This window comes from Actinoplanes sp. DH11 (assembly GCF_020873875.1).
Taxonomy (GTDB): Bacteria; Actinomycetota; Actinomycetes; order Mycobacteriales; family Micromonosporaceae; genus Actinoplanes.
In genome coordinates, this window is record NZ_JAHWGU010000007.1 from 299,109 (window position 1) to 325,837 (window position 26,729).

Below are 26,729 nucleotides of genomic sequence, written 5' to 3' on the forward strand. Positions count from 1 at the left end.
CTGCGGGCTGCGGCCGGACAACACCAGCGGTACCGGCCGGTCCTCGGTGGGCCGCGGTGGCGCCGCGGCAGCCGGCGGCGCCTGCTCCAGGACGGCGTGGGCATTCGTGCCGCTGATGCCGAAGGACGAGACCGCGGCCCGGCGGGGCTCGCCTGTCTCCGGCCACGCACGATCCGCGTCGAGCAGCGTCACGGCGCCCGAGCCCCAGTCGACCTCGCCGGTCGGCTCGTCCAGGTGCAGGCTGCGCGGCAGGGTTCCGTGCTGGAGGGCGAGCACTGTCTTGATCACGCCGGCCACACCCGCCGCGGCCTGAGCGTGACCGATGTTCGACTTGATCGAGCCGAGGTAGAGCGGGCGGTCGCCGGGCCGGTCCTGTCCATACGTGGCCAGCAGCGCCTGTGCCTCGATCGGGTCACCCAGCACGGTGCCGGTGCCGTGTGCCTCGACCGCGTCGACCTGATCGGCACGCAGCCCGGCGTCGGCCAGTGCCGACCGGATCACCCGCTGCTGGGACGGCCCGTTGGGCGCGGTCAGCCCGTTGGACGCGCCATCCTGGTTGACAGCGGTCCCGCGAACGAGGGCCAGCACCCGGTGGCCGTTGCGCTCCGCGTCGGAGAGCCGCTCCACCAGCAGCATCCCGACCCCCTCGGACCACCCGGTGCCGTCGGCCGCGGCCGAGAACGACTTGCACCGGCCGTCCGCCGCGAAGCCGCCCTGCCCGGACAGACCGGCGAAGCCCGTGGGCGTGGCCATCACCAGCACGCCGCCGGCGAGCGCCATGGAGCACTCGCCCCTACGCAGCGCCTGTACGGCCAGGTGCAGCGCAACGAGCGACGAGGAGCAGGCGGTGTCCACGGTCAGCGCCGGGCCTTCCAGGCCGAGGGTGTAGGACACCCGGCCCGAGATGACGCTGCCGGTCGCGCCGGTCAGGTAGTAGCCCTCGGTGCCCTCGCCCTGTTGCAGCAGGCCGGCGTAGTCGAGGCCGCTGGAGCCCGCGAACACGCCGGTACGGGTGCCGCGCAACGTGGTGGGGTCGATCCCGGCCCGCTCCACCGCCTCCCAGCTGGTCTCCAGCAGCAGCCGCTGCTGCGGGTCCATCGCGGTGGCCTCCCGTGGAGAGATGCCGAAGAAGCCGGGGTCGAAGTCGCCGGGGTCGTCGACGAAGCCGCCGTACAGGCCGTCGATGCCCCAGCCGCGGTCGGCCGGGGCCGCGCTGATCGCGTCGTGCCCCTCCATGACGAGCTGCCACAGGTCCTCCGGGGACCGGACGCCGCCGGGCAGCCGGCAGCTCATGCCGACGATGGCGATCGGTTCGTCGGAGGCCGCGGTGACTACCGTAGGGGCGGCGGCACGGCGGCCGAGCACCTGCGCGTGCAGATGTTCGGCGAGCGCCCCCGGGGTCGGATAGTCGAAGATCAGGGTGGCGGAGAGCCGCAGCCCGGTCGCGCCCTGCATCCGGTTGCGCAGCTCGATCGCGGTGAGCGAGTCGAAACCGAGGTCGCTGAAGGCTTGCTGTGACTCCACCCGGTCGGCGGACGGGTGGCCGAGCACCAGCGCGGTCTGGCCCCGGACCAGCTCCAGCATGACAACGCCTTGGTCGGCCGGGCTGAGACCGGCCAGCTGATCGGCGAGCGACGCCACGCCGGCCGTCCGGCGCGCCGGTGCCCGCACCAGCCCGCGCAGGACCGGCGTGACACCTGCGGTGGCGGCGGTCTGGCGCAGCGCCGCCATGTCGAGGCGGGCCGGCATCAACAGCGTGCCGCCCGCGGCCAGGGCGGTGTCGAACAGGGTCAGCCCCTCGTCCGCCGTCATCGCGGCCAGGCCACCGCGACCGATCCGGCCGACGTGATGGTCGTGCAACTGACCGGCCATGCCACTGCGCTCCGCCCACATGCCCCAGGCGAGGGAGAGCGCGGGAAGCCCGGCCGCGCGGCGGTGCTCGGCGAGCGCGTCGAGGAAGAGGTTGGCTGCGGCGTAGTTGCCCTGGCCGGGACCGCCGAACACGCCGGCGACCGAGGAGAACAGCACGAACGCGCTGAGCCTCAGGTCCCGGGTCAGCTCGTGCAGCGCCACCGCGGCATCCACCTTGGGCCGCAGCACCCGGTCCAGCCGTTCCGCGGTGAGAGCCTCGAGCACGCCGTCGTCGGAGACGCTGGCGGCGTGCACCACCGCGGTGAGCGGGTGTTCGGCCTGGATGGTGGCGAGTACCGAGGCGAGCTGGTCACGGTCAGCGGCGTCGCACGCGTGGATCGCCACGGTGGCGCCCAGCCCGGCGAGTTCGGCACGCAGCTCGGCGGCGCCCTCGGCGGCCGGTCCACCGCGGCTGACCAAGGCCAGCTGCCGTACGCCGTGCCGGAGCACCAGATGCCGGGCGAAGATCCGGCCGAGCGCGCCGGTGCCGCCGGTCATCAGGACGGTACCGCCGCCGAGGTCCAGCCCGGGTGAGCCCGGATCAACGGCGACCCGGTCCAGCCGGGGCACCCGCAGGCCGCCGCGGCGCAGGGCGAACTGCGGCTCGCCGGCCGCCACCGCGGCCGGCAGCGCGGCGAGCGAGGCGGGGTCGTCGTCCAGGTCGGCCAGGAGCAAGCGGTCCGGGCTCTCCGACTGCGCCGAGCGGAGAAGGCCCCAGACGGCGGCGCGGGCCGGGTCGCCGGGCTCGTCACCGTCGTCGGTGACATGCACGCCCCGGGTGAGCACGACGAGCCGCGACGACGCGAGCCGGTCCTCGGCCAGGAAGGCCTGTACCAGCCGCAGCGCGACCGCGGTGCTGTCGTGCACGGCCGCGGCCAGGTCGAGGGCGGCGGGCCGGGTGAGGTCGGCGATCAGGACGCCCGGCGCCGGGGCGTCCTCGGGCAGGCTCGCCGACAGGGCCGCCGGATCGGGGTGTACGCCGGTCACCGGCAGTCCGAGCGAACTGTCGCCGAGCTGGACCCAGGTATCCGCCGCTACCGCGTCGGGCAGGGGCGCCGACGGCCAGCCGATGCGGTAGAGGTCGTCGGCGTGGCGGGTGGTGAACTGACCGGCCGTGACCGCGCGGCGGACCAGGGTGCCGACCGCGGCGACCGGGGCGCCGGTGCCGTCGGCGAGCGCAACGCGGACGCCGTCACCCGCCGCGGGCGAGATCCGGACCCGCAGCTGTACCGCCCCCGAGGCGTAGAGCGTGACGTCGTTCCAGCTGAACGGCAGCGGCGCGCCGGCGAAGTCTCGTTCGGTGTCGAAGTCGCGCACCGCGTTGGCGTGCATGGCGGCGTCGAACAGTGCCGGGTGCAGGCCGAAGGCGGCTGCGTCCGCGTGCATCGCCTCGGGCAGGGTCACCTCGGCGAACACCTCGTCACCGCGGCGCCACGCGGCACGCAGACCCTGGAAGGCAGGGCCGTAGCCGTACTGGAATCGGGCCAGGTCGGCGTAGAGCCCGTCGGTGGGCACCGGTGTCGCGCCCGGGGGCGGCCAGGCGGTGAAGTCGGTGAAGTCGGGTGCGGCGGGCGCGACCGGGGTCAGGGTGCCGCTGGCGTTGCGGGTCCAGGCCTCGTCCGGCCCGTCGGTGCGCGAGTGCAGATTCAGCGTCCGGTTGCCGGCCTCGTCGGCGGCGCCGACGGTGAGTTGCAGGTCCACGCCACCCCGCTCGGGCAGGATCAGCGGGGTCTCCAGGACCAGCTCGGTGAGGGCCGGGCAGCCGATCCGGTCGCCCGCCGAGACCGCCAGCTCCACGAAGGCGGTACCGGGCACCAGCACCTGGCCCATGACGGCGTGATCGACCAGCCAGGGGTGGGTCTGCCGGGACAGCCGCCCGGTGAGCAGCAGCCCGTCGGTGTCGGCCAGCGTGACCGCGGCGCCGAGCAGGGGGTGCTCGGCGGGGCGCAGCCCGGCCGCGGTGACGTCGCCGGTCCAGTCAGCCGCGCCGGTCGGCCAGTAACGCTCGGTCTGGAAGGCGTAGGTGGGCAGCGCGATCCGCCGGGCCGGGCCGAACACCGCCGCCCAGTTCACCGTCACCCCGGTGACGTGTGCGCCGGCCAGTGTGGTGATCAGCGCGGCTGCCTCGTCCCGGTCTTTGCGGAGGGTGGGCAGGAAGGTGGCATCGGGTGCGCTCTGTTGTGCGAGGGCGGTCAAGGTTCCGGACGGCCCGGCCTCGATGAACGTGGTGGCACCGGCGTCGCGCAGCGCGGACACCGCGTCCGCGAAACGGACCGGCTCGCGCACCTGACTGGCCCAGTAGGCCGGCTCCATCACCTCGACCCCGACCGGGCGGCCGGTGACGTTGGAGATCCATCCCAGCACCGGCGTCTCGTACCGGACAGAGGCCAGGACCTCCGCGTACGCGGCAAGCATCGGTTCCATCCGCGCCGAGTGGAAGGCGTGGCTGACCCGCAGCCGCCGGGTCTTGCGGCCGTCGAAGTGGTCCACCAGTGCGGCCACCGCCTCCTCGTCGCCGGAGACCACGACCGCGTCCGGCCCGTTGACCGCCGCGATGGCGACCCCTGCGGTGAGCAGCGGGGCCACCTCCGCCTCGGTGGCCTGCACGGCCACCATCGCGCCGCCGGCGGGCAGCGCCTGCATGAGATCGGCGCGGGCGGCCACCACGGCTGCCGCGTCGGGCAGCGACCACAGGCCAGCCAGGTGCGCGGCGGCCAATTCACCGATGGAGTGCCCGAGAAGAAGGTCCGGGCGTACCCCCCAGCTCTCCAGCAGCCGGTAGGTGGCGACCTCGACGGCGAACAGGCCGGTCTGCGTCCAGAGCGTCTCGTCCAGCGCCTCGCCCCCGAACACCACCTCACCGAGCGGCCGGGGCAGGTGTTCGTCGAGCGCGGCACAGACCGCGTCGAAGGCCTCCGCGAACACCGGGAAGGCGGCGTGCAGGCCGCGTCCCATACCGGCGAACTGTGCGCCCTGGCCGGGCAGCAGAACGGCGAGCCGGCCGCCGTCGCGAGCGACACCCCGCAACACGCCTGGGGCGTCGGCGCCGGCAGCCACGGCGCTCAGACCCGCGCGCAACTCGGCGACGTCCCGGCCGACGACCACCGCGCGCCGGTCCAGCGCGGCCCTGGTGCGTACCAGCGACGAACCCACGTCGACCGGGTCGGCGTCATCATCGAGGTGCTCCAGGAGACGGCGGGCCTGCGCGGCGAGCGCATCGGTGCTCCTGCCGGACAGCGCCCACGGCACCACCGGGAGGCTCGCCGGCACGACTGGCACGACCTCGTCGGCCGGTGCCGGCGCTTGCTCGATCACGAGGTGGGCGTTGGTGCCGCTGACACCGAAGGACGAGATGCCCGCCCGGCGCGGCTGCCCGGTCTCCGGCCACGCCACGGGCTCGGTCAGCAGCGACACCGCGCCCGCCGACCAGTCCACGTGCGGCGTCGGCCGGTCGACGTGCAAGGTCCGCGGGAGCACCCCGTGCCGCATGGCCTGGACCATCTTGATGATCCCGGCAACTCCGGCCGCGGCCTGGGTGTGTCCGACGTTCGACTTCACCGAGCCGAGGTAGAGGGGACGCTCGCGGTCCTGGCCGTACGTGGCGAGCAGCGCCTGAGCCTCGATCGGATCACCCAGCGTGGTTCCGGTGCCGTGTGCCTCGACGGCGTCCACCTGCGCCCCGGTCAGACCGCCGTTGGCGAGGGCCTGACGGATGACCTGCTGCTGGGAGCCGCCGTTCGGAGCGGTCAGTCCGTTGGAGGCGCCGTCGGAGTTGACCGCCGAGCCGCGCAGCACGGCAAGCACCTCGTGTCCGTTGCGTACCGCGTCGGAGAGCCGTTCGAGCAGCAGCACACCGACGCCCTCGGACCATCCGGTGCCGTCCGCGGCCGCGGCGAACGACTTGCAGCGCCCGTCGAAGGAGAGGCCCTTCTGCTTGCTGAAATCGATGAAGATGGTGGGTGTCGCCATCACGGTGACCCCGCCGGCCAGCGCCAGAGTGCACTCGCGCTGACGGAGGGCGTGCGCGGCGAGGTGTACCGCGACGAGCGCCGAGGAACAGGCGGTGTCGATGGTCACCGCTGGGCCCTCCAGGCCGAAGGCATACGCCACCCGCCCGGAGATCACACTGGCCGAGGTACCGGTGACGGTGTACCCCTCGATGTCCTCCTGTGCCTGCTGGAGCAGCATCGAGTAGTCCTGGCCGCTGCACCCGGCGAAGACGCCGACCCGCTGGCCACGCAGCGACGTCGGGTCGACGCCGGCTCGTTCGAACGCCTCCCACGAGGTCTGCAGCAGCAGCCGCTGCTGCGGGTCCATCGACACCGCCTCGCGAGGACTGATGCCGAACAGCGCCGCGTCGAAATCACCTGCGGCGTCGACGAAGCCGCCAAGCCGGGCGTACGAGGTGCCGGACTGCCCGGTGTCCGCGCCGAAGAACCGTTCCATGTCCCAGCCCCGGTCGTCCGGGATCGGGGCGATTGCGTCACCACCGTCGGCGAGCAGCTCCCACAGCGCCTCCGGCGACTCGACTCCGCCAGGGAACCGGCAGCTCATCGATACGATCGCGATCGGCTCGTGCTCGCCCGACTCGGCGTCGCGCAGTCGCTGGCGGGTCTGATGGAGGTCGGCGGTGACGCGCTTGAGATAGTCCAGCAACTTCTGCTCGTCCGCCATCAGGACCCTCCGAGCTCGTTGTCGATGAAGGCCAGCACTTCGTCGGCCGTCGCTGTCTCGAGCCGGCCGGCGAGCTCGCCGTCCTCGGCTCGTTCGCCGTCCCACGCCGTCAAGATCCCGCGTAGCCGGGCGGTGATGTGCTGCCGGGCCGTCTTGTCCTCGGCGAACACGGCGAGCCCGGCCTCGAGGCGATCCAGTTCGTCGAGCACCGAGACCGGTGCGGCCGTATCCGCGGCGAACACCTGCTCGTGCAGGTGGGCGGCGAGCGCCACCGGAGTGGGCTGATCGAAGACCACGGTCACGGAGAGCGGGAGCCCGGTGCGGGCGCTGAGCCGGTTGCGCAGCTCCACCGCCGACAGCGACTCGAACCCGAGGTCGCGGAACGGCCGGCCGCTCCCCACCTCGTCGGGGGTCTCGTGCCCGAGCACTGCGGCCGCCTCCGAGCGGACCAGGTCCAGAAGGGCGCGATCCCTGTCGACCGAGGACAGGTCAGCGAGGGAGCCGCGGAACGCCGCCGTGATGTCGGCGTCACCGCCGCCGCTGCCGCCGGCCGCCTCGATCGCCGTCCGTGCCTCCGGCACCTCGGCCACCAGCGGGCTGGGCCGGGCCGCCGTGAACGCGGGAGCGAACGCCGACCAATCGATGTCGGCCACCATCAGCGCCGGGCCGTCCTGAGCCACGATCCGGGCCAGCGCGTCGAACGCCGCCGCGGACGGCAACGGAGTGAGGCCGCGCCGCACGAGGAACTCGGGGTCGGTGACCCCGTCGGCCCAGGGGCCCCAGGCGACTGCGGTGGCTGGACGACCCGTGGCCCGGCGGCGGACGGCAAGGCCGTCCAGGTAGGCGGCAGCCGCGGCGTTGGCGCCCTGCCCGGTGCCGCCGATCGTCCCGGCGGACGCCGAGAAGAGCACGAAAGCGTCGAGGTCGATCCCGTCCGTGGCGATCTCCAGGTTGCGGGCGCCGATCACCTTGGCCCGCAGCGCGTCGGCAAGTCCGTCCGGGTCGAGTGTGTCGAGGACGCCGTTCGCCGGTGCGCCGGCCGCATGCACCACGGCTCGCAGCGGGATTTCGCCGGCGGCGAGCCGCGCGACGAGCGCTCCGGTGGCCTCCCGGTCGGTGACATCGCACGCCTCGACGACGACCTCGGGCAATTCCGGCCGCGCATCACCGGACCGGCTGGTCAGAACGACCCGCTGGGCGCCGGCCGAGACCAGCCACCGTGCCAGGTGCGCACCGAGCCGGCCGGTGCCACCGGTCACCAGGACAGTCCCGGACGGGATCCAGCGGCGGCCGTCGTCGGCGCCCGCCGGCACTCGGCGCAGGCGCCGGGCGAGGACACCGGACGGGCGTACGGCCAGTTGGTCCTCACCGTGCCGGCCGGTCAGCACCGCGCAGAGCCGGTCCACGGCGACCGGGTCGATCCCGGCCGGCAGGTCGATCAGCCCGCCCCAGCGTTCCGGATGTTCCAGCGCGGCGGTCCGGCCGAGCCCCCACACCATCGCCTGGGCCGGGTCCGGCACGTCGGCGACAGCGCCGCGGGTCAGCGCCCACAGACGCCCGGTCGCGCCGGCGTCGCCGAGGGCCTGGATCAGGGTCATGGTGGCGGCCAGGCCGACCGTGGTGCCCGGGTCACACGGAGCCGGGTCGGTGTCCAGTGCCAGCAGCGAGACGACACCGGCGGCAGTGTCCGCACCGGCCGCCCGCAGCCGCTCGGCCAGCTGGGCCCGCTCCAGGCCGTCGCCGTTGAGGACGATCTCGAGGACGTCGGCGCCACGGGCCCGCAACCCGTCGGTGGCGGCTCGGGCCGGTTCGTCGTCGGTCCGGGTGGCGGGGAGCACCACGAGCCAGCGTCCGCCCGGACCGGCGCCGCCGGGCACGGTGACCGGCACCCACCCGGTGGTGTAGCGCCAGCCGTCGGCGGCGGACCGTTCCCGGCGGCGCCGGTGCCAGTCGGAGAAGAGTGGCAGGACCGCGTCCAGGGATGCCCGGGCGTCCGCGTCGTGCGGGCGCAGGACCCCGGCGACGCTGTCCAGGTCAGCCCGCTCGACAGCGTCCCAGAAGGCACGGTCGGCGGGGTCGGCGCCGGCGATCGAGGCGCCCGCCGCCCGGGTCGGCCAGTAACGGCGGCGCTGGAAGGCGTACGTCGGCAGGTCGGTCCGGCGCCGGTCGGCGCCGGCGAACGCAGCGGTCCAGTCGACGTCGACCCCGTTGACCCAGGCCGCGGCGAGCGCGGCGAGGAACCGCCGGCGGTCACCCTGGTCGCGGTGCAGCGTCCCGAGAGCAACCGCCTCCGGCTGTCCGGCCTGGAAAGTCTCCTGGAGACCGAGGGTGAGCATGGGGTGCGGGCTCACCTCGATGAACACCCGGTGCCCGTCGGCCAGGGCGGCTCGCACGGCGTCGGTGAGAAGCACGGTGGAACGCAGGTTACGGAACCAGTAGCCGGCGTCAAGGCCGGTCTGGTCGACGCGGCCGCCGCTCAGCGTCGAGTAGAGCGGCACCGTTCCCGGCCGCGGGTCGACAGCGGCCAGCAACTCGCCGAGCTCGTCCTCGATCAGGTCGACGTGCGCGGAGTGCGAGGCGTAGTCGACGGCGACCCGCTTGGCCCGTACGCCGTCCGCCACGCAACCCGCGAAGATCTCGTCCAACGCGTCCGGGTCACCGGAGACGACCACCGAGTGCGGCCCGTTGACGGCGGCCAGCGCCACCCGGTCGCCGTACGCGTCGATCCGCTTCCGGACCAGCTCGGCGCTGGCGCCGACCGAGACCATCCCGCCGCGTCCGGAGAGGACCCGCAGCGCCCGGCTGCGCAACGCGACGACCCGGGCCGCATCGGGCAGCGTGAGCGCACCGGAGACGTACGCCGCAGCGATCTCGCCCTGTGAGTGGCCGATGACGGCAGCCGGGGTCACCCCGTGCGCCTGCCACAGCCGGGTCAGGCCGGCCATCACAGCGAACAGGACCGGCTGCACCACGTCGACCCGCCCGGTGTCCATGTCACCGCCGGCCAGCACGTCGAGCACGGAGAAGTCGAGGTGGGCGGCGAGCGCCTCGGAGCAGGCCCGCACCTCGTCGCGGAACACCAGTGAGGTCTCCAGCAGGGTGGCGCCCATGTCCGCCCACTGACCGCCCTGGCCGGGGAAGACGAAGACGGGTCGCTGGACGGACTCGGCGACGCCCGTCACGACATCGCCGGCGGCGCGCCCGGCGGCCAGGGCGGCGAGTCCGTCACCGAGCACCACGGCGCGGTGTTCGAAGGCGGTCCGCGCGGTCGCGAGCGACCAGGCGACACCGGTTCTCGGCAGGTCCGGGTGATCGGCCAGGTGCTCGCCGAGGCGGGCGGCCTGCGCCCCGACGGCCTCCGGGCTGCGGCCGGAGAGCAGCAGCGGCGCCGTGTCCCCGTCGATGACCGGCGTGGCCCGCGACACGGCCGCCGGCTCCTCCGCGGGCGCCTGCTCGAGGATGGCGTGCGCGTTGGTGCCGCTGATGCCGAAGGCCGATACCGCCGCCCGGCGCGGGCCGCTGACCTGCGGCCACGGTCGCGCCTCGGTGAGCGGGGCCACCGCGCCGGACTCCCAGTCCACGTGGGATGTGGGCCGGTCGGCGTGCAGGGTTCGGGGCAGGTGGCCGTGGCGCAGGGCGAGCACCATCTTGATCACTCCGGCCGCGCCGGCCGCGGCCTGCGTGTGCCCGATGTTGGACTTGACGGAACCGAGCCAGACCGGTTCACCGGTGCGGCCCTGCCCGTACGTGGCGAGCAGCGCCTGCGCCTCGATCGGATCGCCCAGGGCGGTCCCGGTGCCGTGCGCCTCCACGGCCTGAACCTCGGTGGCGGCCACGCCGGCGTTGGACAGAGCCTGCCGGATGACCCGCTGCTGGGCCGGCCCGTTCGGGGCGGTGAGACCATTGGAGGCGCCGTCCTGGTTGACCGCCGAGCCGCGGAGAAGCGCGAGCACCGGGTGGCCGTGCCGACGGGCGTCGGACAGTTTCTCGACCAGCAGGACACCGACGCCCTCGGCCCAGCCGGCTCCGTCGGCGCCCTCGCCGAACGCCTTCGACCGGCCGTCCGGCGCGAGCGCGCCCTGTGCGCCGAGTTCGAGGAAGGCGCCCGGCGTGGACATCACGGTGACCCCGGCGGCGAGCGCGAGCGAACACTCACCGGATCGCAGGGCCTGCGCGGCGAGGTGCAGCGTCACCAAGGACGACGAGCAGGCGGTGTCCACGGACACCGCCGGCCCCTCGAGCCCGAGGGCATAGGCGACGCGGCCGGAGACGACCGAGGCGTTGTTGCCGGTGGCGAGCCGGCCCTCGGCGTTCTCCTCGGAGCCCATCAGCAGCCCGACATAGTCCTGGCCGTTGGTGCCGACGAACACGCCGGTGCGCGAGCCGCGCAACGTCCGCGGGTCGATGCCGGCCCGTTCCACCGCCTCCCAGCTGGTCTCCAGCAGCAGGCGTTGCTGCGGGTCCATGGACAGCGCCTCGCGCGGGGAGATGCCGAAGAACCCGGCGTCGAAGTCACCGGCGTCGTAGAGGAAGCCGCCGCCCCGGATCGGCGTCCCGTCGGGGTCCCAGCCCCGATCGGCCGGGAAGTCGCCGATCGCGTCGACGCCGTCGGCGACGAGGTCCCAGAGCTGCTCGGGGGTCTGCACCCCGCCGGGGAAGCGGCAGCTCATCGCGACGACGGCGATCGGCTCGTGCAGCCCGGTCACCTCGGGCGTCACGTCGGCGAGCACCGGTTGCGAGCCGAGCAACCCGCCGAGGACGTGATCGGCGACCGCGGTCGTGGTGGGGTGGTCGAACACCAGCGTGGCCGGGATCCGCAACCCGGTGACGGCACTGAGCCGGTTGCGCAGCTCGATCGCCGCCAGCGAGTCCAGCCCCAGGTCGGTGAAGGGCGCACCGACCGGCACGCCTTCCGGTGTCTCGTGGCCGAGCACCGCGGCGACCTGGCCGCGGATCAGCTCGACGAGCGTGCGGGTCCGGTCCTGCGGTGACAACGCGGCGATCCGGCGGGCGAAGGAGGAGGTGTCGCCGGCGCCGGCGATCCGGCGCGCGGAGACCCGCACCAGGTCGCCGAGGAGCGGCGACAGGGTTTCGGTACGGGCGCGCTGCCGCAGTACCGGAAGGTCGAGCCGCATCGGGGCCAGCAACGCCACGTCGCGGGTGCCGGCCGCGTCGAACAGCGCCAGGGCGGGCTCGACCGCGAGCGGGGGAAGACCGGCCCGGGCCATCCGGCGGCCGTCCGCCTCGCCCAGTGCCGCGGCCATGCCGCCCTGCGCGCTGCCGGTCGGTGCCCACGGGCCCCACGCCAGTGACTGAGCGGCCAGACCGCCGGCCCGCCGATGCTGGGCCAGCGCGTCCAGGTAGGCGTTGGCGGCCGCGTAGTTCCCCTGGCCGAGCGCGCCGAGCAGACCGGACGCCGAAGAGAACAGCACGAACATCGGCAGGTCGAGGTGGGCGGTGAGCTCGTGCAGGTGGGTAGCTGCCTCCGCCTTGGGCCGCAGCACCGTGTCCAGCCGTTCCGTCGTGAGCGAGGCCAGCACACCGTCGTCGACCACACCGGCGGCGTGCACCACGCCGGTCAGTGGCGCGGTCTCCGGCACACCGTCCAGCAGCGCGGCGAGAGCGGCACGGTCGGCCACGTCGCACGCTGCCACGGTGGCCGTCGTGCCGTGCTCGGCCAGGTCAGCGACCAGGTCGGCGGCGCCCGGTGCGGCCTCGCCACGGCGGCTGACCAGCAGCAGGTGCCGGGCCCCACGCCGGGCCAGGTGCCGGGCCACGGCCGAGCCGATGGCGCCGGTGGCACCGGTGATCAGGATCGTGCCGTCCGGGTCCCAGGCCGCGGCCTCGGGCGCCTCGTCCGTCCGCCGCAGACGCGGCACCAGCATCTCGCTGGCACGGATCGCGAACTGCGGTTCGCCGCTACCCATCGCGGCCGGCGGCAAGTCGTCGCCGTCCAAATCGGCGAGGACGAACCGGCCGGGATGCTCGGACTGGGCCGAGCGAACCAGCCCCCAGACAGCAGCGGCGGCCGGGTCGACGTCCTGGCCCGGAGTCGCGGGTACGGCGCCGCGGGTGGCCACCACCAGGCGGCTCCCGATGAACCGCTCGTCCAGGACCCAGCCCTGCAACAGGCCCAGCGCGTCGTGGACCGTCGCGACGGCGGCGACCACGAGGTCGGGAACGTCCTCGTCGGTGACGGTTGTCATCAGCGCGACCAGGTCGTCGGCGTGCCGGACTCCGGGGATCCGCGGCGCGTCGTCACCGAGGACGACGCAGTTGCCGGCGGTCGCGGGCCCCGAGGCCTCACGATGGGTCCAGGCCACGCCGAACAGCGCGGCGTCGACGTCCTCGGCGTCGCGCAGCTCCTCGGCGGCGATCTCGCGCACGGTGAGCCGGCCGACGGTCGCGACCGGTGCGCCGTCCGCGTCGGAGAGCCGGACCTCGAGGCCGCCGTCTGCGGGGGACAGGCAGGCACGCAGACTCCGCGCTCCGGTCGCGGCCAGCGACAGATCCGTCCAGGTGTGCGGCATGCCGGCGCCGCCGAGCCGCGCGGCCTGCAGGGCGGCGTCGAACAGGGCCGGATGCAGCCCGTACCCGTCGGTCCGCAGGTCCTCCGGCAGGGTGACCGCCGCGAAGATTGTGCCGTCCCGCCGCCAAGCCGCGGTCAGGCCGCGGAACGCCGGCCCGTAGGTCAGGCCCGCCTCCTCGAACTCCGGGTAGGCGTCACGCAGGTCGACCGGTTCGGCGCCGGCCGGGGGCCAGGCCTCGGCGGCGTCCCCGGCAACCGGTCCCCCCGGGGCGAGCCTGGCCCGGGCATGGGTGCGCCAGGGGAGGTCGGTCCCGGCCGGCCGGGAATAGACCGTGACCGTCCGGTCGCCGTCGACCGCGACCTGCAGGGTGAGCGCGCCACGATCCGGCAGCACCATCGGTGCGGTGACGGTGAGTTCGCGGACCGTCGGGTGCCCGAGCTGGTCGGCGACGTGCAGCACCAGGTCGGCGAGGAGGGTGGCGGGCACGGTCACGGTGCCGAGGACCAGGTGGTCGGCGAGCCAGGAATGGGTGTCCGCGGAGAGCCGACCGGTCCAGAGGAAGCCGTCGCCGCCGGCGAGGGGCACTGCCGCACCGAGCAGCGGGTGCCCGCCGGTGCCGAGCCCGGCCGCGGTGACGTCGACGGGGCCGGCGGTGGTGCCGGTGGGCCAGTACCTCTCGTGCTGGAAGGCGTAGGTGGGCAGGTCAACGACGTGTGCGCCGGGGTGCACGCGGGTCCAGTCGGCGCCGGTGACGGCGAGGGCACCGGTCACCGTGGCCGGCTCGTCGTGGCCGCGGCGGAGCGTGGGCCGGCACTCGTCGCCCACGTGCGTGGCCAGTGACCCCGACGGCCCGACCTCGGCGAAGCGGCCGACGCCGGCGCGGCGCATCGCGGCAATCCCGTCGGCGAAGCGCACCGTGCCGCGGACCTGCCGCACCCAGTAGCCGGCCTCCATCACCTCGACGTCGGCCGGCTCCCCGGTGAGGTTCGAGATCCAGCCCAGCTCGGGAGTGCGGAACTGGACGTCCGCCAGCACCTCGGCGAAGGCCGGCAGCATCGGGTCCATCCGGGCCGAGTGGAAGGCGTGACTGACCCGCAGCCGCCGGCTCCGCTCGAAGCGGGCCGCGACGGCCAGCACGGCCTCCTCGTCGCCGGAGATCACCACGGCTTGCGGCCCGTTGACGGCGGCGAGCGAGACCCCTGCCGTGAGTAGGGGGCTCACCTCGTCCTCACCGGCCTGGATCGCCACCATCGCGCCACCGGACGGGAGCTGCTGCATGAGCCGTCCCCGCGCGGCGACCACCCGGGCTGCGTCCGGTAGGGACCACAGTCCGGCGACGTGCGCGGCGGCCAGCTCACCGACCGAATGTCCCAAGAGGAGATCCGGTCGTACACCCCAGTTCTCCAGCAGCCGGTAGGTGGCGACCTCCACCGCGAAGAGCGCCGCCTGGGTGTACTGGGTCTCGTCGAGCCGGTCGTCATCGAGCGGGTGGCCAAGTTCGGCGACCACGGCGTCGTAGGCGTCCCGGAACACAGGATAGGTCTCGTACAGCCCGTCACCCATGCCGGCGAACTGCGCGCCCTGTCCGGGAAAGAGCAGGCCCAGCTTGCCGCCGGGCACATGCAGCACCTCCAGCGGGCGCGCCGGATCGGTGAGCACGGCGCGGTACGGCAGCAACGCCCGCGTGGTCCCGAGCGAGAGACCGATGTCCGCCGGGCCGGCGTCCAGAGCCGTCAGCCGGGCCGCCTGGGCGACGACCGCCTCCGGCGAGCGGCCGGAAATCAGCCACGGGTATGGGCCGGAAGCAGGGGTTGTGGCTGGGGTAAGCGCCGGCGTGTCGTCGGCTGCCTGTTCCAGGATCACGTGCGCATTGGTGCCGCTGATACCGAAGGACGAGACCGCCGCCCGCCGCGGCCGGTTCACGCGCGGCCACTCGACCGGCGCCGTGAGCAGCTGAACCGCCCCGCTGCTCCAGTCCACCTCGGTCGTCGGCTCGGTCACGTGCAGGGTCTGCGGCAGGGTGTCGTGCCGCAGCGCCTGCACCATCTTGATGATCCCGGCGACCCCCGCGGCCGCCTGGGCGTGCCCGATGTTCGACTTGATCGAGCCCAGGTACAGCGGCGTCTCCCGGTCCTGCCCGTACGCGGCGAGCAGCGCCTGCGCCTCGATCGGGTCGCCCAGCGCCGTGCCGGTGCCGTGCGCCTCCACGACGTCCACCCCGGCCGCCGGCACACCCGCGTTGGCCAGTGCCTGCCGGATCACCCGCTGTTGCGAGGGTCCGTTGGGTGCGGTGAGGCCGTTGGACGCGCCGTCCGAGTTGACCGCGCTGCCCCGGACCACCGCGAGGACACGGTGGTTGTTGGCCCGGGCGTCGGAGAGACGCTCCACAAGCAGCATCCCGACGCCCTCGGACCAGCCGGTACCGTCCGCGGATGAGTCGAACGACTTGCACCGCCCGTCGAAGGCCAGCCCCTGCTGCTTGCTGAACTCCCCGAAGATCGCCGGGCTCACCATGACGGTGACGCCGCCGGCCAGGGCCATGGTGCACTCGCCGGAGCGCAGCGCCTGCCCGGCGAGGTGCAGTGCGACGAGCGACGACGAGCAGGCGGTGTCGACCGAGACGGCCGGGCCGTCGAATCCGAACGTGTACGAGACTCGGCCGGAGGCGACGCTGGTGGCGGTGCCTGTGAGCAGGTGGCCCTGGAACTCCTCGGCGGTGCCGGGGCCGGTGCCGTAGGACGAGAACGCGGCGCCGATGAAGACGCCGGTGCGGCTCCCACGGGCGCTGTGCGGGTCGACCCGGGCGTGTTCGAACGCCTCCCAGGCCGTCTCCAGGATCAGACGCTGCTGGGGATCCATCGCCAGCGCCTCGCGCGGCGAGATGCCGAAGAAGCTGGCGTCGAAGTCGGCGGCACCGCCCACGAAGCCACCGCCGGGCACCGTGTCCGGGTCGATGTCGTCGGGCAGCCGCAGATTCCAGCCACGGTCGGTGGGGAACGCGGCGATGGCGTCCCGGCCCTCGGCGACCAGCTCCCAGAGCTCGTCCGGTGACCCCACCCCGCCGGGGAACCGGCAGGCCATCCCGATGATCGCGATCGGCTCGTCGGTGCCGGCGACGGCCGGCGCCACGGATCCGGCCTCGGCCTGCTCACCGAGCAGCTCGCCGAGAACGAACGTGGCCAGCTCGTCCGGGGTCGGGTAATCGAAGATCAGGGTGGCGGGCAGCCGCAGCGCGGTGACGGCGGCCAGCCGGTTGCGCAGCTCGACCGCGGTCAGCGAGTCGAAGCCGAGGTCCTGGAAAGGACGGGTGACGTCGATCGCCTCGGCGGCGGCGTGCCCGAGCACGACGGCGACCTGGCTGCGGACCACTTCGACGACGACACGGGCACGGTCCTCGGCCGGCAGGCCGGCGAGCTGCCGCACCAGCGACCCCTCGGTCCCCGCGTCGGCCTGCCTGCGGCTCTGCCCGCGGACCAGGCCGCGCAGCACGGGTTGGATCCCACCAGCCGCGGCGATCCCGCGGAGGGTGGTCAGGTCGAGTCCGATCGGCACGACCGCGGCGCGGCTGCCCGCGATCGCCGCGTCGAACAGCGCGAGGCCACGTTGAGGATCGAGGGAACGGACTCCCGAACGGGAGACGCGGCCGGCGTCACCGCCGGTCATGGTGGCGAGCATGCCGCCGGCGGCCGCGTCCCACGGGCCCCAGCCCAGTGCGGTGGCGACCAGCCCGTCGGCGGCACGCTGCTGGGCCAGAGCGTCCAGGTAGGCGTTCGCGGCCGCGTAGTTGGCCTGTCCGGGCGCGCCGAGCGTGGCGGCTACCGAGGAGAAGAGCACGAACATCGACAGGTCGAGGTGTCGGGTCAGCTCGTGCAGGTGACCGGCAGCGTCCACCTTCGGCCGCAGCACGGCCGCGAGCCGCTCCGGGGTGAGAGCCGACACGACGCCGTCGTCCAGGACGCCTGCCGCGTGCACGACGCCGGTCAGGCCGGGCAGGCCGTCGATCAGCGCGGCCACGGCGGCCCGGTCCGCGATGTCGCAGGCGACGACGTCGACGGTGGCCCCGATCGCGGTGAGCTCGTCGCGCAGGTCGGCGGCGCCGGGTGCGGCGGGGCCGCGCCGGCTGGCCAGCACCAGCCGGCGTACGCCGTGGGTGGTGACCAGGTGGCGGGCGACCAGACCGCCGAGCGCGCCGGTGGCTCCGGTGACCAGCACGGTGCCGTGTCGCGGCGCGGGCTCCGGGACGGTGAGCACGATCTTGCCCACGTTGCGCGCCTGGGAGAGCAAGCGCAACGCCTCGCCCGCCCGCCGCACGTCCCAGACCCGCGGCCGACCCGGTCGCATGTCGGCACCGTCGAGCAGCGCGAAGACCTCGGTCATCAGCTCGCCGACACGCTGCGGCCCCGCGTCGAGCAGGTCGATCGACCGGTAGTCGATCCCGGGCAGTCCGGCCGGGTCACGAACGTCGGTCTTGCCGAGCTCGATGAAGTGCCCGCCGGGCTTGAGCAGGCCGGCGGTGGCGTCGACGAAGTCGCCGGTGAGGGAGTTGAGCACCACGTCGAATTCGCCGCCGAACGTCTCCGCGAACTCCAGGGTCCGCGACGAAGCCAGGTGGTCGGCCGGCACGCCCAGTGCCTGGACCGCCGGCCACTTCCACGGGCTGGCGGTGCCGTACACCTCGGCGCCGAGGTGCCGGGCCAGGCGCACCGCGGCCTGGCCGACACCGCCGGCGGCGGCGTGCACGAGAACCTTCTGACCGGGGCGCACGCCGGCCAGGTCGACCAAGGCGTAGTAGGCGGTCATCCAGGCCACCGGGACGGCGGCCGCCTCCGGGAAGGTCCAGCCGCCGGGTATCCGGGCGAGCATCCGGTAGTCGGTCAGCGCGATCGGGCCGAACGACCCGGTGAGCAGGCCCGCGACCCGGTCACCGGCGGCCAGGCCGGTGACACCCGGGCCGGTCTCCAGGACCACGCCGGCGCCTTCGACACCCATGCCGGCATCGCCGGGGTACATGCCGAGCCCGATCAGCACGTCCCGGAAATTCAGGCCACTCGCGCGCACGCCGACGCGCACCTGACCCTCGGCGAGCGGCGCGGTGACCTCCGGGCACGGGAGCAGCGCGAGGTTCTCCAGGGTGCCCCGGACCGTGACGTCGAGCCGCCAGGCGGTCTCGCCGCTGGGAACCGCTAGCCCGGCGGCGGTCCGGCCCCGCACCAGCCGGGGAGCCGAGGTGGCGCCGCCGCGCAGGGCGAGCTGTGGCTCACCGCAGGCCAGGGCGGACGGCACGGCGGCGGCCGAGCGCGGGTCGTCGTCGGTGTCCAGCAGGATCAGGCGTCCGGGGTTCTCCGACTGCGCGGACCGCACCAGGCCCCACACGGCGGCGCCGGAGAGGTCGGTGACCCGCTCGGCGTCCCCGGCCGCGACGGCGCCCCGGGTCGTCACCACGAGGGCGGACCCGGCGTACCGTTCCGCGGCCAGCCAGTTCTGCACAGTCCCGAGGACGGCACGTGTGATCTCGTGGACGTCGCCGGTGGGAACCGGATGAAGCACCCGGGACGGCACTGCGGCGCCGGGGTCGGCCTCGATGTCGGCAAGCGTGGGCGGCGCAACGTCACCGGTCTCGGCAGTGGGCGCGGGTTGCCACCCGACGTGGAACATCGCGTCGTCCTCCGCCGGTACGGGCGCGGGGGCCCGCAGCGGTCGCAGGGTGAGTGCACCGACCGTGGCGACCGGCGCGCCTGTCGCGTCGGCGAGAAGCACCGACAGCGCCGAGCCGGACGCGCCGGACGGGGCGATACGGACCCGGGCGGCCCGCGCGCCGACGGCGGTGATCGACACACCGGACCAGGCGAACGGTAGTGCCGGGCCGTCCACGCCGGACACGCCGGCCGGGGCGATCGCGTGCAGGGCGGCGTCGAGCAACGCGGGATGAACCCCGTACCCGTCGACGTCGACGTCCTCGGGGAGGGCGACCTCGGCGTAGACCTCGGCGCCGCGCCGCCAGACCGCGGTCAGGCCCCGAAAGGCCGGTCCGTAGCCGTACCCGGCGGCGGCCGAGCTCTCGTAGAAGCCGTCGATGTCCAGGCGTTCGGCGCCGGCCGGCGGCCAGACATCGAGCGGACCCGCCACCGGGGTGGTGGGCGCGGGCGCGAGGGTGCCGACGGCGTGCGGCTGCCAGTCCTCGTCCCCGTCACCGGCAGCGGAGTGCATCGTGATCGGGCGCCGGCCGTCGGCGTCGGCCGGGCCGACATTGATCTGGACCGCAACGCCGCCGGTGGCCGGCAAGGTGAGCGGCGACTGGAGCGTGAGCTCGTCCAGGGTGGCGCAGCCGAGCTGGTCACCGGCGTGCAGCAGCAGATCCACATAGGCGGTTCCGGGCAGCACCACGCCGCCCATCACGGCATGGTCGGCGAGCCACGGCCGGCTCGGCACGGAGAGCCGCCCGGAGAGCATCAGCGAGTCCTGCCCGGCTACCGTGATCGCGGCGCCGAGCAGCGGATGTCCGGCGGGGCGCAGACCGAAGGCGGAGGCGTCACCGGTCCACGTACCGGCGCCGGCCGGCCAGAAGCGTTCCGGGCGGAACGGGTAGGTCGGCAGGTCGACACGGCGGGCTCCGGTGCCGGCGAAAAGCGCCGCCCAGTCCACCCGGGGAGCCGCGACGAGCGCAGCGACCACGGTCCGGGCCTCGTCGCGGTCCTTGCGCAGGGTGGGCCGGCACCGGTCGCCGGCATGCACGGCGAGGCCGCCGGACGGGCCGACCTCGAGCAGGTCGGTCACGCCTGCCCGGCGCAGGGCGGCCAGGCCCTCGGCGAAGCGCACCGTGCCACGGACCTGCCGGACCCAGTACGCCGGTTCCATCACCTCGGCGCCGGCCGGTTCGCCGGTCACGTTGGAGATCCAGCTCAGACGCGGCGTCTCGAACCGCACGCTCGCCAGCGCCTCGGCGAACCGGGCCAGCATCGGCTCCATCCGCGCCGAGTGAAAGGCATGACTGACCGGCAGCCGCTTGGCCCGGTCGAAACGGCCGGCCAGGGCGAGCACCGCGTCCTCGTCGCCGCTGACCACGACCGCTTCCGGGCCGTTGACCGCCGCGATCGACACCCCGTCGGTCAGCAGCGGCGCGACCTCCGACTCGGACGCCGGGATCGCCACCATCGCACCGCCGGGCGGTAGTTCCTGCATCAGGGCGCCGCGGGCCGCGACGACGTGGGCGGCGTCCGCCAGGCTCCACAGACCGGCCAGGTGGGCCGCCGCCAGTTCGCCGATCGAGTGGCCGAGCAGAAGAGCGGGGCGCACGCCCCAGGACTCCAGCAACCGGTACGTCGCGACCTCGACGGCGAAGAGCGCCGCCTGCGTGTACCGGGTCTGATCCAGGTCGGCGCCGGCGATCTCGCGCATCGGCCGTGGCAGGTGACGGTCCAGTTCGGCGCAGACCGCGTCGTAGGCGTCCGCGTAGGCGGGGTAGGCCGCATACAACCCGCTGCCCATGCCCTCGAACTGAGCGCCCTGCCCCGGCAGTAGGAAGCCGAGTTTGCCGCCGGGCGCCACGATGTCGGCGATGCCGTCGGTGAGCGCGGCGCGGTCCGTCACGACCGCCCGGTAGGGCAGCATGGCCCGGCCGGTGGCCAGGGAGAAGGCCAGGTCCAGCGGGTCGCCGTCGACAGCGGCGACGCGGGCGGCCAGATCATGCAGCGCCTCCGGCGATCGGGCGGAGAACACCCACGGCACGACGGCGGGGGTACGCCGCTCGGCGGGCTCGTCGGCGCCGGCCGGCGGCTGTTCGAGGATGACGTGCGCGTTCGTCCCGCTCACCCCGAACGAGGACACCGCGGCCCGGCGCGGCCGTTCCCGGGCGGGCCACGGCTGCGCGGTGGTGAGCAGTTCGACAGCGCCGGCGGTCCAGTCGACGTGTGGGGTGGGCTCGTCCACGTGCAGGGTCTGCGGCAGGATGCCGTGCCGCATCGCCTGCACCATCTTGATGACGCCGCCTACACCGGAGGCGGCCTGCGCGTGCCCGATGTTGGACTTGAGCGAACCGAGGTACAGCGGCGTCTGCCGGTCCTGGCCGTAGGTGGCGAGAACCGCCTGCGCCTCGATCGGGTCGCCGAGGGTGGTGCCAGTGCCGTGTGCCTCGACCACGTCCACGCCGTCGGCCGGGATGCCGGCGTCGGCCAGCGCCTGCCGGATGACTCGCTGCTGCGACGGCCCGTTCGGCGCGGTCAGTCCGTTGGACGCGCCGTCCTGGTTGATCGCCGAGCCACGGACCACGGCGAGGACGCGGTGGCCGTTGGCCTGCGCGTCGGAGAGCCGCTCGACGAGCAGCATGCCGACACCTTCGGACCAGCCGGTGCCGTCGGCAGCGGCGGCGAACGACTTGCACCTGCCGTCGGCGGCGAGCCCGCGCTGGCGGCTGAAGTCGATGAAGGTCGATGGCGTGGCCATTACGGTGACGCCGCCGACCAGCGCCATGCCGCATTCCCCCGCACGCAAGGCCCGCGCCGCCAGGTGCAACGCGACGAGTGACGAGGAGCACGCGGTGTCCACCGTGACCGCGGGACCTTCCAGCCCGAAGGTGTACGAGACCCGGCCGGAGACGACGCTCGCCGCGTTGCCGGTGCCCAGGTACCCCTCCAGGCCGTCGGCCGCCATCGCGAGCAGGTTCGGGTAGTCCTGACCGTTGGTGCCGATGAAGACGCCAGTGGGGCTGCCGTGCAGGGTGTCCGGGTCGATGCCGGCCTGTTCGAAGAGCTCCCAGGCGCTCTCCAGCAGGAGCCGCTGCTGCGGGTCCATGGCCAGCGCCTCGCGCGGGCTGATGCCGAAGAAGCCGGCGTCGAACTCGGCGGCCCCGGCCAGGAAACCCCCCTCCCGGGCGTACGACGTGCCCGGCTGATCCGGATCGTCGTGGTAGAGCCGTTCCACGTCCCAGCCGCGGTCGGCGGGGAACTCGCCGACCGCGTCGCGCCCGTCGAGCACCAGTTGCCACAGGTCGTCCGGCCCGGCAACGCCGCCCGGGTAACGGCAGCTCATGCCGACGATCGCGATTGGCTCGTCGGTGGCCGCGCCGACCGGTGCGATCGGCCGGGCGTCGTCGGCGCCGAAGATGAGCGACCGCAGGTGCCGGGCCAGGACGAGTGGTGTCGGATAGTCGAAGACCAGGGTGGCCGGCAGGGCGAGCCCGGTGGCGCTGCCGAGGCGGCCGCGCAGCTCGACCGCGGTGAGCGAGTCGAATCCCAGTTCGCGGAAGGCCTTGGCGGGTTCGACGGCGTCGGTGCCGGCATGACCGAGGACGGCCGAGGCCTCGGCGCGCACCAGGTCGAGCAGGTGCTGTTCGCGTTCCTCCGCGCTGAGCGGGGCGAGTTGCCCGCGCAGCACTGCCACGTTCCGGTCGTCGGCGTCCTCCTGGCCCGCCACGGCGCGCAGCGCGCGCTGGGCGGGCGCCAGGTCGTCGAACAGCGGCCGGCGGCGTGCCGCGGTGAACCCGGGGGCGAAGCGTTCCCAGTCGACATCGGCGACGGCCACCACGGCGACCTCGTCGAGAACCGCCTGGTGCATGCCCGCGATCGCCAGGTCGACCGGCATGGCGGGCAGGCCGTGACGCAGCAGGTGCTCGCCGGCGGCCCCCTCGGCCATGCCACCGTCGGCCCACGGGCCCCAGGCCACGGCGGTAGCCGGCAGCCCCGCGGCGCGACGCTGCTCGGCCAGGGCGTCGAGGTAGGCGTTGGCCGCGCCGTAGATCGCCTGGGCGCCGCTGCCCCAGATACTGGAGATCGAGGAGAAGAGGATGAAGGCGTCCAGATTCCGCTCACGGAACAGGGCGTCCAGGTTGGCCGCCCCGAGCACCTTGGCGTGCATGACGCCGACCAGCTCGCGATCCTCGATCTCGGGCAACCGGGTGAGCTGGCCGACACCGGCGGTGTGCACGACCGAGCGCACCGGCTGCCCGTCGGCGGCAAGCTCGTCGATCAGCTGTCGCAGGGCGTCGCGGTCGGTGACGTCGCAGCGCACCGCCCGGCAGGTGGTGCCACCGGCCTCGATCTCGGCGCAGAGCTCCGCCGCCCCCGGTGCCTCCGCGCCGCGGCGACTGGTGAGCACCACGGTCTCCGCTCCGTGCGCGGCGGCCCACCGGGCGACGTGTCCGCCGAGGGCGCCGGTGCCGCCGGTGATCAGGACGGTGCCGCGCAGTTGCAGGCGGCGGCCGGTGACGCCGGGTGGGGACTCGACAACGCGACGCAGGTAGGTGCCGGACGCCCGCACGGCCACCTGGTCCTCGCCGCCGGTGCCGGCCAGTACGGCGATGACCCGGTCCAGGGCGCGTTCGTCCACGGTTTCCGGCAGGTCGAGCAGGCCGCCCCAGTGAGCGGGGTCGTCGAGGCCGACCACCCGGCCGATACCCCAGATCTGTGCCTGAACCGGGCTGTCCAATGGATCGGAGCGGCCGATCGAGACCGCACCACGGGTCAGGCACCACAGGCGCAGCGGCAGGTCGGCCTCGTGCATCGCCTGGGTGAGCGCCAGGGTGGCGGCGAGTCCACCGGTGACGGCGGGAACCCCGGGTAGGGGTTCCTCGGCGAGGCCGAGCAGGGAGAGCAGTCCGGTGGCGTGGGGGTGCTCGGCGTGCAGCCGCCGCAACTCGGCGGCGAACTCGGTACGGCTCAGCCCGGCCGGGCCGACGGGCAGGTGGATCAGCTCGGCGCCGCGCTCGGTGAGTGCGGTCAGGACCGGGTGCTCGAGCCGGTCTTCGGTCGCCACGACAATCCAGGCGCCGGGCATGTCCGGGGAGCCGGCGCTCTCCGTCACCGGCCGCCAGGTGACCGAGTAACGCCAGCGGTCGACGGTGGAACGGATCCGGTTGCGGCGGCGCCAGGACGAGAGCAGCGGCAGGGCGGCGCTGAGTGGCTGATCCGCCTCGAGCCGCAGTTCCTCGGCGAGGCCGGACAGGTCCAGGCTGTCCACCGCACCCCAGAACCGGGCGTCGTCGGGCGACAGTTCGGCGGCGCCCGGCTCCGGGGTGGCGGGTGCGAGGACGACCGGCCAGTACCGCTGCCGCTGGAACGCGTACGTGGGCAGGTCGACGGCGCGGGCGCCGGGAAAGTAGGTGTCCCAGTCGGCGCCGGTGACGGCCAGCACCGTCGCCACCGACTCGGGCTCGTCGCGGTCCTTGCGCAACGTCGGCAGGACGGTGGCCTCCGCATCGGCGGCGAGTGCGCTCAGCGTTCCCGAGGGGCCGACCTCGACGAGGGTACGGACACCGGCGTTGCGCATCGTGACGAGCCCGTCGGCGAACCGCACCGGCTGGCGGACCTGCCGCAGCCAGTAGGCGGGCTCCTGCGCCTCGTCCCCGGCGACCCGGCCGGTGACGTTGGAGATCCAGGCGAGGTGTGGGGTGTGGAAGGTGGCCTCAGCGAGGACCGCCTCGAACTCGGCGAGCATCGGCTCCATCCGCGCCGAGTGGAAGGCGTGACTCACCCGCAGCCGCCGGGTCTTCGCGAAGCGGGCGGCCAGGGCGGTGACCGCGTCCTCGTCACCCGAGACGACCACCGCGTGCGGCCCGTTGACGGCGGCGATCTCGACGCCGGGAATGAGCTGCGCGAGCACCTCCTCCTCGGCCGCCTGGATCGCGATCATTGCGCCGCCCGCCGACAGCGCCTGCATGAGGCTGCCTCGAGCGGCCACGATGCGGGTGGCGTCGGCGAGGGACCACAGGCCGGCGAGGTGGGCGGCGGCCAGCTCGCCGATGGAGTGGCCGAGCAGCAGGTCGGGCCGGACACCCCACGACTCCAGCAGCCGGTACGTGGCCACCTCCACGGCGAACAGCGCCGCCTGGGTGTGCTGCGTCTCGTCGAGCCGGTCGTCGTCGACCGGGAATCCGAAGCCGGCGAGAATCTCGTCGTACGCGTCGCGATAGATCGGGTAGGTCCGGTACAGCCCGCGACCCATACCGGCGAACTGCGCACCCTGGCCGGGCAGCAGCAGTCCGAGCTTGCCGCCGGCCGCGTGGATCACCGGGTATCGGCCAGGAGCCAGTTGCTCGGGCCCGAGGACCACGGTCCGGTACGGCAACCGGGACCGTGTGGTGGCCAGCGAGTACGCGAGATCCACCGGGTCCGTCTCACCGGACACGGCCCGCAGCATGTCGACCTGGCCCGCGAGCGCGTCGGCCGAGCGGGCCGACAGGATCCACGGCACCACCGGCGGGACCGTCCGTTCAGCCGGCGGCGCCTCAGCGACCTGCGGCGCCTGTTCCAAGATCACGTGCGCGTTGGTGCCGCTGATTCCGAAGGAGGAGACGGCCGCCCGCCGCGGCCCGTCCGAGCCGGGCCACGTGACCGGCTCGGTGACCAGCGACAGGGCGCCGGACGACCAGTCGACATGGGTGGTGGGCTGATCGACGTGCAGGGTCTTGGGCACCGTGCCGTGCCGCATGGCCTGCACCATCTTGATCACACCGGCCGCGCCCGCCGCGGCCTGGGTGTGCCCGATGTTCGACTTCACCGAGCCGAGCAGCAGCGGCCGTTCGGCCGGGCGGCCCCGGCCGTAGGTGGCGAGCAGCGACTGCACCTCGATCGGGTCACCGAGGGATGTTCCGGTGCCGTGTCCCTCGAGCACCTCGACGTCGTCGGCGGAGAGCCCGGCGTTGACCAGCGCGTGCCGGATGACACGTTCCTGGGAGGGTCCGTTCGGCGCGGTGAGGCCGTTCGAGGCCCCGTCCTGGTTGACCGCGCTGCCGCGTACCACCGCAAGGATCTGATGGCCGTTCGCCTGGGCGTCGGAGAGCCGTTCGACGAGCAGCATGCCGATGCCCTCGCCCATCCCCATGCCGTCGGCGGAGTCCGCGTACGCCTTGCAGCGCCCGTCCGCGGCGAGCGCCCGCTGCATCGAGAACTCCAGGACGCCGCCGGGCCCGGCCATCACGGTGACGCCGGCGGCCAGCGCCAGGTCGCACTCCCGGCCACGCAATGCTTGGCAGGCGAGGTGCAGGGCGACAAGCGACGACGAGCACGCGGTGTCCAGCGTGACGGCGGGACCTTCCAGGCCGAAGGTGTACGAGATCCGGCCGGACAGCACCGAGGTGAGCCCTCCGGTGAGGACGTGCCCCTGCGACCCGTCGGATCCCTCGGCGCCCTCCGGTATCCCGTAGCCCTGCGAGGACGAGCCCACGAAGACGCCGGTGGCGGAGCCACGAACCTTCTCCTGCGGTATGCCGGCGCGCTCGAAGACCTCCCAGGCCGTCTCGAGGAGCAACCGCTGCTGCGGGTCCATCGCAACGGCCTCGCGGGGGCTGACGCTGAAGAAACCGGCGTCGAAGTCCGGCGCGTCGTAGAGGAATGCGCCCTCCCGGGCGTACGACTTGCCGGGCCTGCCGGGTTCCGGGTCGTACATGTCGTCGACCGGCCAGCCACGGTCCGCCGGGAAGGCGCCGACGGCGTCGACACCGTCGGCAACCAGTCGCCAGAGGTCCTCGGGTGACCGCACGCCGCCGGGGAATCGGCAACTCATCCCGACAATCGCGATCGGTTCGGCGGCCGCTGACTCCGCGCTGCGCAGGCGCTGACGGGTCTGCTGCAGCTCAGCGACGACGCGGGTCAGGTAGTCACGAAGTTTCTGTTCATCCGCCAT

The 26,729-nt window shown here is 74.0% G+C and carries 2 protein-coding genes (1 of these 2 only partly in view); both read right to left on the reverse strand.

Annotated features, from left to right (window positions below; genetic code table 11):
• Window positions 1-6,585, reverse strand: partial view of a type I polyketide synthase gene (locus LPA41_RS13195; RefSeq protein WP_229070445.1) — the 5' portion only. 4,113 nt of this gene lie to the left of the window's left edge; only the first 6,585 of its 10,698 coding nucleotides appear in the window; its start codon is at window positions 6,583-6,585; its stop codon lies beyond the left edge, outside the window.
• Window positions 6,585-26,729 carry a type I polyketide synthase gene (locus tag LPA41_RS13200; protein WP_229070446.1) on the reverse strand — a complete coding sequence of 6,715 codons (20,145 nt, stop codon included), beginning with the start codon at window positions 26,727-26,729 and terminating at the stop codon, window positions 6,585-6,587. The genes LPA41_RS13195 and LPA41_RS13200 overlap by 1 nt, the downstream gene beginning before the upstream one ends.

What these genes read in the sequence shown, in the direction of transcription:
- LPA41_RS13200 (WP_229070446.1), bottom strand. Translation starts at nt 26,729, where the DNA reads ATGGCGGATGAACAGAAACTTCGTGACTACCTGACCCGCGTCGTCGCT.